The organism is Halomarinibacterium sedimenti, assembly GCF_019312585.1.
GTDB lineage: Bacteria > Bacteroidota > Bacteroidia > Flavobacteriales > Flavobacteriaceae > Halomarinibacterium > Halomarinibacterium sedimenti.
Window position 1 is genome coordinate 559,448 of record NZ_JAHWDP010000001.1, and the last position, 15,550, is coordinate 574,997.

General features: G+C 37.7%; 16 protein-coding genes. 9 read left to right on the forward strand and 7 right to left on the reverse strand.

The genetic code is table 11. The annotated features are described in order from the left end of the window. Positions 1-44: 44 nt before the first annotated feature. Both KXJ69_RS02715 and KXJ69_RS02720 read left to right on the forward strand, forming a co-directional pair. Positions 45-689, forward strand: a complete 645-nt coding sequence (locus tag KXJ69_RS02715) for a DUF4271 domain-containing protein (RefSeq protein WP_219051014.1) — start codon at positions 45-47, stop codon at positions 687-689. A gap of 23 nt (positions 690-712) precedes the next feature. Further along, on the forward strand, positions 713-1,462 hold the full coding sequence (locus KXJ69_RS02720) for a uroporphyrinogen-III synthase (RefSeq protein ID WP_219051017.1): 750 nt from the start codon (positions 713-715) through the stop codon (positions 1,460-1,462). Between the two features lie 67 nt (positions 1,463-1,529). Here KXJ69_RS02720 and pckA read toward each other — a convergent pair whose 3' ends face one another. Next, a complete protein-coding gene (gene pckA, locus KXJ69_RS02725) occupies positions 1,530-3,137 on the reverse strand; it encodes a phosphoenolpyruvate carboxykinase (ATP) (protein ID WP_219051019.1) in 1,608 nt (535 codons plus the stop codon). Between the two features lie 73 nt (positions 3,138-3,210). Then, the gene (locus KXJ69_RS02730; RefSeq protein WP_219051021.1) at positions 3,211-3,603 is read right to left on the reverse strand and encodes a DUF423 domain-containing protein; all 393 of its coding nucleotides are present in this window, start codon (positions 3,601-3,603) and stop codon (positions 3,211-3,213) included. A 71-nt stretch (positions 3,604-3,674) separates the two neighbouring features. Here KXJ69_RS02730 and KXJ69_RS02735 point away from each other — a divergent pair, with 71 nt between their 5' ends. After that, positions 3,675-5,045 carry a saccharopine dehydrogenase family protein gene (locus KXJ69_RS02735; protein WP_219051023.1) on the forward strand — a complete coding sequence of 457 codons (1,371 nt, stop codon included), beginning with the start codon at positions 3,675-3,677 and terminating at the stop codon, positions 5,043-5,045. Positions 5,046-5,093: 48 nt separating this feature from the next. Here KXJ69_RS02735 and KXJ69_RS02740 read toward each other — a convergent pair whose 3' ends face one another. The 3 genes from KXJ69_RS02740 to KXJ69_RS02750 all read right to left on the reverse strand — a co-directional run bounded on the left by KXJ69_RS02740 (position 5,094) and on the right by KXJ69_RS02750 (position 9,161). Further along, positions 5,094-5,789, reverse strand: coding sequence for a zinc metallopeptidase (locus KXJ69_RS02740; protein WP_219051025.1), 696 nt, complete (start codon positions 5,787-5,789; stop codon positions 5,094-5,096). A gap of 87 nt (positions 5,790-5,876) precedes the next feature. Next, positions 5,877-6,146: a SemiSWEET family sugar transporter gene (locus tag KXJ69_RS02745; protein WP_255571162.1), complete on the reverse strand. Its 270-nt coding sequence runs from the start codon at positions 6,144-6,146 to the stop codon at positions 5,877-5,879. After that, a complete protein-coding gene (locus tag KXJ69_RS02750; RefSeq protein WP_219051027.1) occupies positions 6,147-9,161 on the reverse strand; it encodes a leucine--tRNA ligase in 3,015 nt (1,004 codons plus the stop codon). A gap of 120 nt (positions 9,162-9,281) precedes the next feature. Here KXJ69_RS02750 and KXJ69_RS02755 point away from each other — a divergent pair, with 120 nt between their 5' ends. The 6 genes from KXJ69_RS02755 (at position 9,282) to KXJ69_RS02780 (ending at position 13,302) form a co-directional block, all read left to right on the forward strand. Continuing rightward, positions 9,282-10,160: a cell division protein FtsX gene (locus tag KXJ69_RS02755; protein ID WP_219051029.1), complete on the forward strand. Its 879-nt coding sequence runs from the start codon at positions 9,282-9,284 to the stop codon at positions 10,158-10,160. Between the two features lie 37 nt (positions 10,161-10,197). Continuing rightward, positions 10,198-10,458 (forward strand): DUF3098 domain-containing protein, encoded by a 261-nt coding sequence (locus tag KXJ69_RS02760; protein ID WP_219051031.1) that lies wholly within the window; start codon positions 10,198-10,200, stop codon positions 10,456-10,458. Positions 10,459-10,464: 6 nt separating this feature from the next. Then, positions 10,465-11,256: an undecaprenyl-diphosphate phosphatase gene (locus KXJ69_RS02765; RefSeq protein ID WP_219051032.1), complete on the forward strand. Its 792-nt coding sequence runs from the start codon at positions 10,465-10,467 to the stop codon at positions 11,254-11,256. Beyond that, positions 11,256-11,948: a tRNA pseudouridine(55) synthase TruB gene (gene truB, locus KXJ69_RS02770; RefSeq protein WP_219051034.1), complete on the forward strand. Its 693-nt coding sequence runs from the start codon at positions 11,256-11,258 to the stop codon at positions 11,946-11,948. Before KXJ69_RS02765 ends, truB begins: the two co-directional genes overlap by 1 nt. Before the next feature lie 62 nt (positions 11,949-12,010). Beyond that, positions 12,011-12,712, forward strand: a complete 702-nt coding sequence (locus KXJ69_RS02775) for a hypothetical protein (RefSeq protein ID WP_219051036.1) — start codon at positions 12,011-12,013, stop codon at positions 12,710-12,712. A 29-nt stretch (positions 12,713-12,741) separates the two neighbouring features. After that, positions 12,742-13,302 carry a DNA-3-methyladenine glycosylase I gene (locus tag KXJ69_RS02780; RefSeq protein ID WP_219051038.1) on the forward strand — a complete coding sequence of 187 codons (561 nt, stop codon included), beginning with the start codon at positions 12,742-12,744 and terminating at the stop codon, positions 13,300-13,302. On the opposite strand, the gene KXJ69_RS02785 is transcribed toward KXJ69_RS02780, so the two are convergent. Further along, on the reverse strand, positions 13,299-13,643 hold the full coding sequence (locus KXJ69_RS02785) for a hypothetical protein (protein ID WP_219051040.1): 345 nt from the start codon (positions 13,641-13,643) through the stop codon (positions 13,299-13,301). The genes KXJ69_RS02780 and KXJ69_RS02785 overlap by 4 nt on opposite strands. A 159-nt stretch (positions 13,644-13,802) precedes the next feature. Continuing rightward, on the reverse strand, positions 13,803-15,545 hold the full coding sequence (locus tag KXJ69_RS02790) for an agmatine deiminase family protein (protein ID WP_219051042.1): 1,743 nt from the start codon (positions 15,543-15,545) through the stop codon (positions 13,803-13,805). Between the last annotated feature and the right edge of the window lie 5 nt (positions 15,546-15,550).

A 15,550-nucleotide genomic window follows, 5' to 3' on the forward strand; every position in this document is an offset into this window, starting at 1 on the left:
CTTTATTTTCCATTATTTTTAACCCCTGCTATTTATGGGTATTTATGGAGCTTCGTTTGGTAGAAAATAAGGACTGGATTATTCTCATTTTTGTGGGTGTATTTATCCTTTTGGCAATTGTTAAAACTAAATTCCCTCGTCGTTTCCAAGAATTTATGCTCCTCCCTATAACGAATAAATATTTTAGTGTGGAGGGTAAAAGTAGCGAAGTAACGCATCCCTTTAGTTTACTGTTATTTATTGTTCAAGCAGTATCACTTTCTTTATTTATTTGCATCGTATTGACCCTTGGTATTGGAAATTTTAAAAATACCCCCATTCTATTTCTACAAGTATTTACAGGATTCACACTCATTATTTTAGCTAAGTATTACGTCGAAAAACTGGTAGCACATGTTTTTGATATTGAGAAATTGGTACAGGACTATCTTTATGAAAAATTAAGCTATATCAACCTGTTGTCTCTTATTGTTTTTATAGCAAATATCATCTTCTTTTTTATCTATTTTCCAGACGGCACAACTATTAATTTTGTGATTGCAGGGTTTGTTTTCTTGTACGTTATTGCCTTAATTTCAAGTATAAAAAAAAACACTACACTAATTTTAAGGAATTTCTTGTATTTTATTTTATATCTTTGCGCACTTGAATTTGCACCCTATGTTATACTCTATAAATTAGTTGTGTGATTTAGGCTTAAAAAAACTAGCTTATGAAGGTGAAAACTATTTTGGTTTCTCAACCAGAACCTAAAGTTGAAAACTCTCCCTATTTTGATTTAATAGACAGACAAAAAGTTAAAATAGACTTTAGGCCTTTTATTCACGTGGAAGGAGTTTCGAGCAAAGATGTGCGTGGACAAAAGATAGATCTCACAAAATATACAGCGATTATTCTTACCAGCAGAAATGCTGTAGATCACTTTTTCAGAATTGCTGAAGAGCTTCGTTTTAAAGTGCCAGATACTATGAAATATTTTTGCCAAAGTGAAGCTGTTGCTTACTATCTTCAAAAATATGTGGTTTACAGAAAACGAAAAATATATGTAGGGAAAAGTACTTTTACAGAATTATCTCCCCTTATTAAAAAATATAAAAACGAGGCCTTTTTATTACCTTCTTCAGACAAATTGAAACCTGAAGCCCCTATGGTTCTAAATGATCTTGGTGTAAACTGGAAGCAGGCTACTTTCTACAGAACAGTAATTAGTGATCTTTCAGACTTAAGAGACGTTTATTACGATATATTAGTATTCTTTAGTCCAAGTGGGATAAAATCATTACTTGAAAATTTTCCAGATTTTGAACAAAACGAAACTCGTATTGCGGTTTTTGGAAATACCACTATTAAGGCAGCAACCGAGAGTGGATTAAGAGTTGATATTAAAGCCCCAACCCCCGAGACACCGTCTATGACGATGGCATTAGAAAAATATATTAAAGAAGTGAACGGAAAAAAATAATCCGTTTTCTAAAACAAACAAAAAAGGCTACCAATATGGTAGCCTTTTTTGTTTATGAAAGCTAAGGTTACACTAATGGACCTCCTGCTAGAATTTCGGCATTGGCAAATTCTTCAAACTTTTTAAAGTTCTCTTTAAATGAATTAGCCAACTTATGTGCTGTTTTATAATACCCTTCATCGTTTTTCCAAGTTTGTCTTGGGCTTAAGACATCGGTTGGAACATTAGGACACGTTCTAGGTTGATGCACTCCAAAAATCGAATGCACATGATAATTATCTTTATTGGCTGCTTCTAAGGAACCATTTAATGCTGCGGTAATCATGGCTCGAGTATATTTTAATTTCATTCTAGTACCCACCCCGTAAGGACCCCCAGTCCATCCCGTATTTACCAACCAAACATGCACACCGGCATCTTTCATTTTCTTACTTAACATTTCGGCGTATTCTGTTGGATGTAATGGCATAAAAGGAGCGCCAAAACAAGCAGAAAAACTTGGCACAGGCTCTGTAATACCAGCCTCTGTACCCGCAACTTTTGCAGTATAACCACTTATAAAATGATACGCCGCCTGACCAGGAGTCAACTTGGAAATAGGAGGTAATACCCCAAAAGCATCTGCCGTTAAAAAGAAGATATTTTTTGGATTTGTCCCAATAGAAGGCACCTGTATATTATCTATATGATAAATGGGGTAACTCACTCGTGTATTTTGTGTAATGGAAATATCTGCGAAATCTACTTCGCCCTTTTCATCCATAATCACATTTTCCAAAATGGCTCCCGGTTTTATCGCTCTATAAATATCTGGTTCGTTTTCTTCAGTAAGGTTAATCACTTTTGCATAGCAACCGCCTTCAAAATTGAAAACAGTGTTTTCGGCTGTCCATCCATGCTCATCATCACCAATGAGCCTTCTATCTGGGTCTGCAGAAAGGGTGGTTTTCCCAGTACCAGAAAGACCAAAGAAAATTGCGGTTTCGCCATCTTCTCCAACGTTGGCAGAGCAGTGCATAGGCAACGTATTTTTAAAAACAGGAAGGATAAAGTTTAGAGCTGAAAAAATACCTTTTTTAATCTCTCCAGTATATCCTGTTCCTCCAATGATGGCGATTTTCTTTGTAAAATTTAAAATAGCAAAATTATGTTGTCTAGTACCGTCACGATCTGGAACCGCCATAAAGCCAGGTGCATTTACTACAAGCCATTCCGGAGAAAAACCTTTTAATTCTTCCTCTTCTGGACGTAAAAACATATTATATGCAAACATGTTACTCCAAGGATATTCGGTAATGACACGAATGTTTAATCGGTAATTAGGGTCTGCACAGGCATAACTATCACGAACATACAATTCTTTTCCGGAGAGGTAATCTGTAATTCTATTGTAAAGGGCATCAAAAGCATCTGGCTCAAAAGGAATGTTAATGTTTCCCCACCAAACGCGATCTTTGGTTATATCATCTTTAACAATAAATCTGTCCTTTGGTGAACGCCCCGTAAATTCACCCGTATTTACTGCAAGTGCACCTGTGTTTGCTTCTTTTCCTTGATTTTTTTGTAATGTTTCCTCGTGGAGTTGTTCTGAGGTAAGTTGGTATTTTACTGTTGCATTTTTGATTCCGTAGGACTCTATCGAAATCGATTTCGTAGCGTTGCCGTTATCTACCATAATATCGGATTTGTTGTGACTGCAAAAATAAAAAAACCAATTGGGATAACCCTTCAAAAAGGGAAATTTATATTTACTTTATTTTAATAATTCCGTAACACAACCTCAACCAGCCCATTATAAAGAAAAGCCCCCCAACGGGAGTAATTGGTCCTAAAAATTTTGAATTAAACGGAATGAATTCTTTAAGTGTCAATAAATAAATCGATCCAGAAAACAACAAAATACCCAAAATAAAAAATCGAAACACCCATTGTCGGGTACTTTCAGATATACCTCCTGCAAAACCGATAATAACCAAGGCAATTACATGGTACATTTGATACCGAACTCCAGTTTCAAAACTACGTATCGAAGCTTCATCAACCAAATTCTTTAATCCATGTGCACCAAATGCTCCAATAGCTATGGTAATAGCAGCCAATAAGGTAGCTGTAATCAATATTTTTTTGTCGAAATTATTCATTTGTTACCAATCGATTTTAGTACTTTCGCTGTGCTAAAATTAGCAGTTCAAATTTACAAAAAATCAACGGGATGCGTCACATTTTAATTATAGGAGCAGGTCGTTCTGCCACAAGTTTAATTCAGTATTTATTAGATAAATCTGAAAAAGAAAATCTCTTTATTACCATTGGAGATCTTTCTGAAGAAAATGCTCAAAAGTTTACGCAAGGACATCCTAATGCTAAAGGAATTCGCTTCGATGTATTTAATGAGGCGCAACGAAATGAAATTATTCCTCAAAACGATTTAATTATCTCGATGCTTCCAGCTCATTTACATATGGAAGCCGCCAAAGATTGCCTTAAACACGGCAAACATATGGTTACGGCATCGTATGTAAGTAAAGAAATGCAAGCCATAGACGAAGCTGTAAAGGAAAAAGGATTGGTTTTTATGAATGAAATTGGGGTGGATCCAGGTATTGACCATATGAGTGCGATGAAGGTCATCGACCATATTCGTGACCAAGGTGGCAAAATGTTGCTGTTTGAATCGTTTACAGGCGGACTCATTGCACCCGAAAGTGACGACAACCTTTGGCATTATAAATTTACTTGGAACCCAAGAAATGTAGTACTCGCAGGTCAAGGTGGCGCTGCCGAATTTATACAGGAAGGAACCTATAAATACATTCCGTATCACAGGTTATTCCGAAGAACAGAATTTCTAGACATTGAAGGCTACGGACGTTTTGAAGCGTATGCCAATAGAAATTCGTTAAAATACCGAAGCATTTACGGACTGGAAGATATCCTTACCCTCTATCGCGGCACCATGCGTCACGTTGGTTTCAGCAAGGCTTGGAATATGTTTGTACAACTAGGAATGACCGATGATGGCTACACTATTCCAGATTCTGAAAATCTTTCGTATCGTGCTTTTGTGAACTTATTTTTACCCTATTCTCCAACCGATTCGGTAGAACTAAAAATGCGTCATAATTTGAAAATTGACCAGGACGATATCATGTGGGGGAAATTGGAAGAATTGGATATTTTTAATCCAAATAAATTCATCGGAATTAAAGATGCAACACCTGCACAAGCACTTCAGAAGATATTAATGGATAAATGGACTTTGAAACCAGAAGATAAAGATATGATAGTGATGTATCACAAATTTGGCTACGAAGTGAATGGAGAAAAGAAACAGATTGACAGTAGTATGGTTCATATTGGCGAAGACCAAACCTATACTGCGATGGCAAAAACCGTGGGCTTACCGGTGGCGATTGCCGCACTTAAAATTCTGAATAAAGAAATCACTACTCCAGGGGTTCAAATTCCTATTACAAGAGAAGTGTACAATCCTATTTTGGAGGAGTTAGCCACCTTCGGAATAAGCTTCAACGAAAAACATGTTCCTTATATGGGTTACAATCCTAACAACGTGTCAGGATAAAAAAAAAGCCACTTTAAAAAGTAGCTTTTTTTATTTAATTTTCTCCTTTTAATCCCTTCCGAGGAAAACACTTATAAAGTAAAGTAGTGTTGCTAAAGATCCTAAGGCCGCAACCACATAGGTTCTCGCTGCCCATTTTAAGGCATCTTTTGAACCAGCATATTCTTGTTGCGTCACCATATTATTGGTTTGCAACCAAGCCAAGGCTCTACTACTAGCATCGTATTCTACTGGTAACGTAATAAAGGCAAAAGCAGTAGTGGCTGCAAATAGCATAATTCCAATAAGGAATACAGTATCGCCCAAAGCTCCCATAAAATTCATTGCGGTCATCACCAAACCTGCCATTATCACAAAGTTGGACAGCTTACTAGCCACACCCACCACAGGTACAATGGCAGATCGCATGGCCAACCAGCTATACGCATTAGCATGCTGTACAGCGTGTCCTACTTCGTGAGCAGCCACCGCGGCCGCCGCAGCGTTACGCTGAAGGTATACCCCTTCACTTAAATTCACGGTTTTATTGGCAGGATTGTAATGGTCTGTTAGCATCCCCGGAGTAGAAATGACTTGAACATCGGTAATGCCGTTATCGGCAAGCATTTTCTCGGCAATTTCCTTACCACTCATCCCATTTTGTAAATGTACTTGAGAATACTTTTTGAATTTACTCTTTAAACGATTGCTTACATACATACTTACCAAGAAGATAAGTCCAGCAATTATATAATATCCCATCATAGCTTTTTAATTTTTTTATTGAATTAATTATAGAAGCAATATAGCAAAAAGTTTGCCTAATTTATTAATCTGTCATTTCGACAAGAATTATTTTTTGGTTTTGTATTTCAGTTTGAAAAAAACGAGGATAAAAGCCAAAATAGCAGTCACTACATTGGCAAGGATTACGGCAATACTTTCAATTAATATTCCGTAGACCAGCCACAAAACAATCCCTACAAAAAACACCGAGTACATGGTTAACGAAAGTCCTTCTACATCTTTACTTTTCCATGTTTTTAGCACCTGTGGCACAAAGGCACTTGTGGTGAGCACCGCGGCTATAAGTCCGATGATTTCTGTGGAATTAACCTCCATTTAGCCTACAATGTTGATGATTTTACCTGGCACCACAATCACTTTTTTAGGTGTTCTGCCCTGTAATTGTTCCTGTGTTTTGTCATACGCCATGACCGCTTCTTCAATTTGATCTGGGGTTAAATCCAACGGTAATTCTAACTTAAATCGCATCTTTCCGTTAAAGGATACCGGATATTCTTTGCTACTTTCTACCAAGTGCTTGGCATCAAACGCGGGGAACGGCACTGTGGAAATACTTCCCTCGTTGCCTAATTTCTCCCAAAGTTCCTCAGCGATGTGTGGCGCGTAGGGCGAAATTAATACCGCCAATGGCTCCAACACCTCACGGCTGTTGCATTTTTGAGCGGTCAATTCGTTAACGGCAATCATAAAGGTGGAAACCGACGTATTAAAGCTGAAATTCTCGATATCCTCCTGTACTTTTTTTATGGTTTTATGCAACGTCTTTAAACTGTCTTTTGAAGCGGGATTTTCGGAAACAAAGAATTCTGAAACATCCCCCTGTCCCCCTTCAAAAGGGGAATGGTATAGTTTCCATAGCTTTTTAAGGAAACTGTGTACACCTGTAATCCCAGCTGTATTCCAAGGCTTGGCTTGCTCCAACGGACCTAAAAACATCTCGTACATCCGTAAGGTATCGGCCCCATATTGTTCACAAATATTGTCTGGATTGACAACATTGTATTTGGATTTGGACATTTTTTCAACTTCGCGAGAAACTATAAATGAACCGTTATCTTCCTTAATAAAAATGGCATCTTTAAACTCAGGTCGCCGGTTTTTAAAGGCTTCAATGTCCAATTCATTTTGAAGGTTAACAAATGAAACATCCGCAGGAATTGGGGTGAATTGATTCCTCGATGGAATTGATTCTCCAAGCATTAAACCGTGATGAAAACTAATTAAGTTTGAATATATTTCTTTAGTCTTATTGTTAAATTCAGAAATAAAAATTTCTTCCTTAATAGATCTTTTAATTATATCATCAGAAATAAAAATTGCTTTTTTCTTGCTAACTCCTTCATTATCCGAAATTCCATACTCCCATCTGTTTACAAATGCACTCTCCCCCAAAATCATTCCTTGGTTAATCAACTTCTTTACAGGCTCGTCCACTTTAAAGTAGCCACGGTCGTGCATAAACTTGGTCCAAAAACGAGTGTATAACAAATGCCCTGTGGCATGTTCGCTTCCGCCCAGATATAGATCCACATTCCCCCAATAGTCCAACGCTTCTTTAGAGGCAAAAACATCCTCATTGGTGGGGTCCATATAGCGAAACATATAGCAGCTACTGCCTGCCCAACCTGGCATGGTGTTTAATTCTAGCGGGAATACCGTTTTGTTATCAATTAAATCGTTGTGTACCACTTCTTTTTTAGTGGTATCCCACGCCCACACCTCAGCACGACCCAAAGGCGGTTCACCTTCTTCGGTGGGGAGGTATTTTTCTACTTCGGGAAGCGTAAGCGGTAAATGCTCTAAGCCAATCATTTGCGGCATTCCGTTTTTGTAATACACAGGAAACGGTTCCCCCCAATAGCGTTGACGGCTAAACACCGCATCCCGTAACCGGTAATTGATTTTTCCTTCGCCTTGACCCTTAGCTTCTAAGGCTTCAATCACTTTTTGAGTGGCTTCGGCATAATTCAATCCGTTGATAAAATCGCTATTGGCAATGATGGTATTTTCTTTATCCTCAAAAGGTTCTTCTGAAATGTCAACACCTTCAAAAATATTAGGAATGGGAATATTAAAATGTTTTGCAAAATTGTAATCGCGTTGGTCACCACAGGGCACTGCCATCACCGCACCTGTTCCGTAGCCTGCCAGTACGTAATCCCCAATCCAAATAGGAATAGGTTTTCCCGTAAATGGATGCTCTGCATACGCTCCCGTAAACACCCCCGAGATGGTTTTTACATCGGCCATACGTTCACGTTCACTTCGTTTTGCAGAAGCTTCTACATAGGCTTCAATTTCATCTTTCTGTTCTGGTGTGGTAATTTTTGAAACGAGATCATGCTCCGGAGCTAGGGTCATAAAACTCACCCCAAAAATGGTATCAGGTCGGGTGGTAAAGACTTCTATAGTGTGAGACTTCTCGACTGCGCTTGAAGTGACATTCGGAATTACGTTAAAAGTTACTGAAGCCCCTTTGGAACGGCCTATCCAATTGGTTTGTGAATCTTTTAAAGGTTGCGGCCAATCGATAGTCTCCAATCCGTCAAGCAATCGTTGAGCGTATGCCGTGATACGCATACTCCACTGCTTCATCTTTTTCCGAACCACGGGATAGCCTCCACGTTCGGAAACACCATTCACAATCTCGTCATTTGCCAACACGGTACCTAACTGCGGACACCAATTTACTTCGGTTTCGGCGAGGTAGGTAAGTCTATATTTTAATAAAATTTGTTGTTTTTCTTCTTCCGAAAAAGCATTCCAATCCTTAGCAGAAAATAGTTCAGTATCGCTATCGCAAACGGCATTTACTTTTGTGTTGCCTTCAGAGTCAAAAAGGGTTTTTAATTCCGAAATGGGCTTTGCTTTATCCTCGATTGTATCATACCAACTTTCAAATAACTGAATAAAAATCCACTGCGTCCATTTGTAATAGTTAGGATCACTGGTGCGTACTTCACGGCTCCAATCGAAGCTAAATCCTATTTTATCAAGTTGCTCGCGATAGCGGGCGATGTTTTCTTCGGTTGTTTTTTTGGGATGTTGCCCTGTTTGAATCGCATACTGCTCGGCAGGTAACCCAAAACTATCGTACCCCTGCGGATGCAACACATTAAATCCTTTGTGTCGTTTGTAACGTGCATAAATATCACTCGCAATATACCCTAGTGGGTGCCCCACGTGCAACCCAGCCCCAGAAGGATAGGGAAACATGTCCAAAACATAGTATTTTGGTCTTTCACTATTATTTTCGGCTTTAAAGGTTTGGTTTTCTGCCCAGTACTTTTGCCATTTGGCTTCGATATCGTTAAAATGATATTTACTCATGCGTTCTGTTTCAAAAGGAAGCGCAAAATTACGCTTATTGTACGAAAGACAAAAGTTTAAGCGTTAGTATTCATAGAACTAAAAAACCTTGTATTTTTACACAACCAATTTTTAATATCTATGTCCGCATCCTTTGAAAAGTATCAAAAACGCCGCTTGATTTCCTCGTATTTTTCGGTAGTGATAAGTATTTCGCTGGTGTTATTTTTATTAGGATTGTTGGGACTTTTGGTGTTAAATACCAAAAAAGTAGCCGATCATTTTAAGGAAAAAATTGCGTTGACAGTTTTTCTGAAAGATACCGCCAAACAAGTAGAAATTGACCAATTACAACAAAGTTTAGCCTTGGCTGAATATACCAAAAGCGCCACTTTTGTCTCTAAAGAACAAGCTGCCGAAGAACACAGTGCCACCATTGGAGAAAATTTTATGGAGTTTTTAGGGTACAATCCGCTTCAAAATAGCATAGATGTGTATTTATTAGCCGATTTTGTTTCTCCATCCAAATTGGAAGAAATTCAGACGGAAATTATGACCAAAGATTTTGTGGATGAAGTCACCTACGATAAACCCTTAATTGTTTTATTGAATGATAACATCAAAAAAATAAGTTTTTGGGTCCTTGTGGTAAGTGCTATTTTTCTATTTATTGCGGTGTTGTTGATTAATAGTTCCATTCGGCTTTCGGTGTATGCAAAACGCTTTACTATAAAAACCATGCAAATGGTAGGAGCTACCAAGGGTTTTATCCGTCGTCCTTTTATTTTAAAAAGCATGAAATTAGGGATTATTGGTTCCTTAGTTGCTATCGCAGGCATTGCAGGTGTGTTGTTTTATCTAGATAAGTACTTCCCAGAAATGCAGTTTATGCAAGACAAACTACTTATAGGCGGCTTGTTTCTTTTTGTGTTTTTAATGGGCTTAATTATTAGTTGGTTAAGCACTCATTTTGCCACACAACGCTTCCTTAATTTAAGAACTGACGAATTGTATTATTAATTAAAATCTTACCTTGCAACCCTAATCTCTAAAAGCTATGGGAGAAAAAAAACGAAAAGAACAAGCTCAGAATCAATCCTTTATTTTTGAAAGGGAGAATTATAAATTCATGCTTATTGGTGCTGCTTTTATCGCTTTAGGATTTATTTTAATGGCAGGGGGTGGAAGCGATGATCCTAATGTCTTTAATCCAGATATTTATAGCTGGCGACGCATTCGTCTGGCACCTGCACTTATTCTCATTGGATTTGGGTTTGAAGTCTACGCCATTTTACTGAATCCCAACAAAGAAAAATAATTTTTCATGGACGTACTCGATGCCGTCATTCTTGGGATTATTCAAGGTCTTACCGAATTTTTACCAGTATCCTCTAGCGGTCATTTAGAATTAGGGAAAGCTATTTTGGGAGACCAAATGGTGGCTGAAGAAAGCCTACTCTTTACCGTAGTACTTCATTTTGCGACGGCTTTAAGCACTTTGGTGGTTTTCCGAAAAGATGTTTGGGAAATTCTGTACGGACTCTTCCAATTTAAATGGAACCAAGAAATGCAATTTTCATTAAAAATCATCATTTCCATGGTTCCTGCGGTTATTATTGGCTTACTATTTGAAGAACAATTGGAATCGCTTTTTGGAGGAAGTATTGCGTTTGTGGGCGCTATGCTTATCGTAACTGCTATACTGCTTTGGTTTGCCGATAAAGCTAAAAACACGGGTAAAAAAGTCACTTTTAAAGATGCTTTTATCATAGGTGTTTCTCAAGCGATTGCTATGCTTCCTGGAATTTCAAGAAGTGGTGCCACGATTTCAACATCAGTGTTATTAGGAAATGACAAAGGGAAAGCCGCACGATTTTCGTTTTTAATGGTAGTGCCGCTAATTTTTGGGAAAATAGCCAAAGACATCATGAGTGGTGATCTTTCTATGGAAACTGCAAATCTTTCAACCTTAGGTATTGGTTTTATTGCTGCTTTTATTGCAGGTATCGCTGCTTGTACTTGGATGATTAAATTAGTAAGAAACAGTAAACTTAAATGGTTTGCTGTATATTGTTTTTTAGTAGGAATCATCGCCATAGTAGTAAGTTTTATCTAATGACTGTTGAAGACTATAAAGAAGGACAGGTTTTGCTTATCGATAAGCCATTACAATGGACTTCGTTTCAGGTGGTGAATAAAGTACGATGGTTACTTCGGAAAGAATTTCAACTTAAAAAATTAAAAGTTGGCCACGCAGGTACGCTCGATCCTTTAGCCACAGGGCTGCTGATTTTGTGTACTGGTAAATTCACTAAAAAAATAGACTCCTACCAAGCCCAAGAAAAGGAATATACTGGGACCATTACCTTAGGCGCTACTACCCCAAGCTATGATTTGGAAACGGAGATTGACCAAACTTTTGATATTTCAAAAATCACAGACGCTCAAATACGCGAAGCGACCCAGCAATTTATAGGTGAAATAGAACAGCAGCCCCCTGTTTTTTCAGCATTAAAGAAAGACGGAAAACGGTTGTACGAATTCGCACGTGCGGGTGAAGATGTTGAAGTACCAAAACGAAAAATTACCATTTCAGCTTTTGAAATCACAACCATTGAAATGCCAAATGTTTCATTTCGCGTGGTGTGTAGCAAAGGAACCTACATACGATCTTTAGCACATGATTTTGGGAAAGCCTTGCACAACGGCGCGCACCTATCGGCATTGCGAAGAACCAAAATTGGTGGTTTTTCTGTAGAGGATGCTGTAAGCATCGAAAACTTTGAAAATTCCTTCAAAAACTCTTAAAAAAAGCGTTAAACCTTCCTAATTCTTTAGTTTTTTAGCTTAAAAATTCTTCCATTTGTAGAATGAATTTCAATTATTCATATCGAGCCTTTCTCATTTCCAGCCTTTTAGTGGGTAATTTGGTGTTGCTTTTGGTTAGCGTAAAGTTGAATAAAAAAGAACTTGCAGTAGAAAAAGAAATTCCTATTGAATACGAAGAACTACTCCCTATAGAGGAAGAAGAACTTGCTCTGGCTCTAGAGGTGGAAAGAATGAAAATTGAAACCAATAAAGCCTATAATGAAGCGGAGGAATTTATTGAAGAACTAGAAAACGAACGCGAAGAATCTTTGGAAGAAGAAAATCTTGATGGGAATGAGGATTCGTTTGAAACTGGCAGAAATAAAATTGATTTAAGTAAGGCAGAAAACAAGCTAAAAGAGGTAAAAAAGAAATTAGCGACCTCTTCCAAAAAGAAACCGAAACCTAGTAACGGGGTAAGTCGTAAAACCACTATTAGTTACAGTTTAGTCAATCGCAAGGCCATGTATTTGCCCAACCCGGTATATACTTGCGATGCGGCTGGAAAAGTGGTGATTACCGTTGAAGTAAACGAATTAGGAAAAATTACTCGAAAAGAATACAATGCCACCTTATCTACTACTACAAATGGCTGTTTAATCGATGCTGCGCTGGCCTATGCAGCGGAGACTCGTTTTAGTACCGATGCTTCAAAAGATAGACAACTAGGAACTATTAGCTACCATTTTCCTGGACAGCAATAATTTAGTACATTCACTACAAATACATAAAAATGAAATCTCGATGCTATTGGTGCGGTGTGGACCCACTGTATGTTGACTACCACGACAAAGAATGGGGTGTTCCCGTAAAGGATGACAAAACCCTTTTTGAATTTTTAACTTTGGAAACTTTTCAGGCGGGATTAAGCTGGATTACCGTGCTTCGGAAAAGGGAAAACTTCAGAAAGGCCTTTGATGCATTTGACTATAAAAAAATTGCTACCTATTCTGACACCAAAATGGAAAATCTTTTAAAAGATGAAGGAATTATTCGGAATAAATTAAAGGTTAAAGCAGCTGTTACCAATGCACAAGCTTTTATGGAAGTTCAAAAAGAGTTTGGTAGTTTTAGCAACTATATTTGGGGATTTGTGGATGGAAAACCTATTAAAAATACTTGGGCTTCTAAACATGATATTCCTGCCAATACTCCTTTAAGCGATGCTATAAGTAAAGACTTAAAGAAACGTGGATTTAAATTTGTTGGGACAACAGTCGTTTATGCCCATATGCAAGCCACAGGCATAGTCAATGACCACCTAGTAGATTGTTTTAGATACAATGAAGTTTAATTGGTACTAAGAGAAACCAAGTATTTATTGGTTACAAAATCTTCATTTAATGCCTTAAGGGATTGCTTATAGCGATACAATACTTTACTAGTCACCAACTCTTTCGTTTCAAAAACTTTTTCATACCATTTCTTGGCACTTTTATAGTTGGATTCAAAATAATGGGCGTTTGCTAAATCGAGATATACCTTTGGAGTACCGTACCCTTCCTTAATTACTTGCTCGTATACTTTGGTAATACTGATGTCTTTATTTACATCAATAGTGGTTTCTTCTTGAGAAAGAAGAGTGCCAGAAATTAAGAGGCAAAATGTGATTAATATTGAGGGCCATAGTTTCATAAGTTCAAATTTGGGAAAATTCTGATGCTAATTTGCTGATTTAAAGGCAAAAAAACAAATTAAATCGTCAAAAAGCGATTCAAAAATGAATACACTATTGCCTTAAACAAAAAACACCGTTTATAAAACGGTGGTCTTTTGTAAATATTTTAACGGGTTTTAGTACTTAATTACTTTTCTATTTATTCTTCCAAAATCACCTTCGAAAGAAACAAAAATAGTTCCATTCCAAGTGGCATTTAAATCAAGGGTGATGATACCATTGCCATTTTCGATGGAAGACTGGTAAAGCTCTTGACCCAGAACGTTGTATATTTTTACATTGATAGGACCCTCTATTTGATTTAAATTGAAATTCACCTTTTCGTTTGTAGGATTAGGGTACGGCCCAGAAATATTCTTTTCAGCCCAATCTTCAGTAGATAGAGATTCTAATGAAATTGTCCAGTAACCCTCGGGTGCCACAATGGGCCTAGCAAGCGTTTTCCCAGAGTTTGCTTCGGCTTCAATATAATATTCAATATTAATTTCACTTGGGGGCATGGTAATTGAAGCGGTCCACGTATCATCACTAACAAAAGACATGGCTGTTTCTGTAAAAGTTCCATTTCCAGTTTCTCTCCAAAAAACACTCGCTGTGCTTATTCCCGAAACATGTTTTATCATAGCATCTAACTGCACCGTTGCATTAGGAGTTGATTCGCTTACTGGCTGATGCACAATCCATAGGGGTTCGTCCACACCAATAGAATGGGTAATACAGTGAATGGCTCCCAAAGAAGCGATAAGATTTTCACCCGAATTGTCTACGTCAATTCCTACGATGTTGTACCCAGGAAGCATTTCTTGCCATTGGGCTAAGGCAGGCACATCTACTTCGGGTCGATACGTAGGAACTAATACTGTTTTGTTTATAAAAACGGCATTGGTATAGGTTCTGTAATACCCTCCGGTATCTGGATAACTACCCGTAGTACTTGGAGGCGCATCAATCCATTTCACTTTGTAGGGTGTCCCAAAAGGAGATTGAAAATTATTTAAAACGTAGTTTATATTTTCTTCAATTTGTGGACCATCTGCTACGCCCTCAGGATATTTACTAACCAATAATGTTTCCTCATCGAGAAGTTTCATGTGCATATCGATATGGTGAATAACATCGTACGGAAGGACATCCATTTTTATATAGCTCTCAATACCCATATAGAGATTCATAATAGCATCGATCTCCTCTTCGGTTTTAGTACTAACACCATATGGATTGCCAGCTTCGTTTTCATTTAATATTAAACTGGAAGCGAAGGCATTTCCCAAACCATCACTCATAAAATTACCCCCTGTGTTAACTAGGTCATTTGTTCCAGAAGTCGTTCCGTAGTAAGGGATTCCAACTAAGGCCGCATGAGCTTCGGGCATCACATCATCTAAGGGTCTAGGACGATTATAAATCCAATCTACCAAAGCCCTTTCTCCCACATCATCACTGTATATTGTATTCCCTGCGTAATCTCGGATCCAAATACTATTAAAAGGTTCGTCCATAAAGGTAACGTTGGTTAAATCGACTCCGTTAGAAGTTAAATAATTAGAAACCGATGTTTCATTCTGCGTCGTTATAATCACTTTACATTCCTGAATTGCCGCCTCTACAATTTGCCTTAAAATATTTGGATAACTTGGTTCCCACGTAATAAGTAAATATTCTATTTCTTCCCATTCTGCCATCGTTCTTATAGGACCTACTGGTGGGTCGGTAACACGAGAACTCTTAAAATTAAATTCTGAAATAAGAGTTTTTTCGTTTTCCGTTAAGTTCTTCGGTAGAAATTCCTGTGCAGAAACAATGGTAACCGAAAGGAAAAAAGTAAAAAGAAGAATTATTTTTTGATGAAAATTTTTCATTATAA

What these genes read in the sequence shown, in the direction of transcription:
- KXJ69_RS02715 (WP_219051014.1), top strand. Translation starts at nt 45, where the DNA reads ATGGAGCTTCGTTTGGTAGAAAATAAGGACTGGATTATTCTCATTTTT.
- KXJ69_RS02720 (WP_219051017.1), top strand. Translation starts at nt 713, where the DNA reads ATGAAGGTGAAAACTATTTTGGTTTCTCAACCAGAACCTAAAGTTGAA.
- pckA (WP_219051019.1), bottom strand. Translation starts at nt 3,137, where the DNA reads ATGGTAGATAACGGCAACGCTACGAAATCGATTTCGATAGAGTCCTAC.
- KXJ69_RS02730 (WP_219051021.1), bottom strand. Translation starts at nt 3,603, where the DNA reads ATGAATAATTTCGACAAAAAAATATTGATTACAGCTACCTTATTGGCT.
- KXJ69_RS02735 (WP_219051023.1), top strand. Translation starts at nt 3,675, where the DNA reads ATGCGTCACATTTTAATTATAGGAGCAGGTCGTTCTGCCACAAGTTTA.
- KXJ69_RS02740 (WP_219051025.1), bottom strand. Translation starts at nt 5,789, where the DNA reads ATGATGGGATATTATATAATTGCTGGACTTATCTTCTTGGTAAGTATG.
- KXJ69_RS02745 (WP_255571162.1), bottom strand. Translation starts at nt 6,146, where the DNA reads ATGGAGGTTAATTCCACAGAAATCATCGGACTTATAGCCGCGGTGCTC.
- KXJ69_RS02750 (WP_219051027.1), bottom strand. Translation starts at nt 9,161, where the DNA reads ATGAGTAAATATCATTTTAACGATATCGAAGCCAAATGGCAAAAGTAC.
- KXJ69_RS02755 (WP_219051029.1), top strand. Translation starts at nt 9,282, where the DNA reads ATGTCCGCATCCTTTGAAAAGTATCAAAAACGCCGCTTGATTTCCTCG.
- KXJ69_RS02760 (WP_219051031.1), top strand. Translation starts at nt 10,198, where the DNA reads ATGGGAGAAAAAAAACGAAAAGAACAAGCTCAGAATCAATCCTTTATT.
- KXJ69_RS02765 (WP_219051032.1), top strand. Translation starts at nt 10,465, where the DNA reads ATGGACGTACTCGATGCCGTCATTCTTGGGATTATTCAAGGTCTTACC.
- truB (WP_219051034.1), top strand. Translation starts at nt 11,256, where the DNA reads ATGACTGTTGAAGACTATAAAGAAGGACAGGTTTTGCTTATCGATAAG.
- KXJ69_RS02775 (WP_219051036.1), top strand. Translation starts at nt 12,011, where the DNA reads ATGAATTTCAATTATTCATATCGAGCCTTTCTCATTTCCAGCCTTTTA.
- KXJ69_RS02780 (WP_219051038.1), top strand. Translation starts at nt 12,742, where the DNA reads ATGAAATCTCGATGCTATTGGTGCGGTGTGGACCCACTGTATGTTGAC.
- KXJ69_RS02785 (WP_219051040.1), bottom strand. Translation starts at nt 13,643, where the DNA reads ATGAAACTATGGCCCTCAATATTAATCACATTTTGCCTCTTAATTTCT.
- KXJ69_RS02790 (WP_219051042.1), bottom strand. Translation starts at nt 15,545, where the DNA reads ATGAAAAATTTTCATCAAAAAATAATTCTTCTTTTTACTTTTTTCCTT.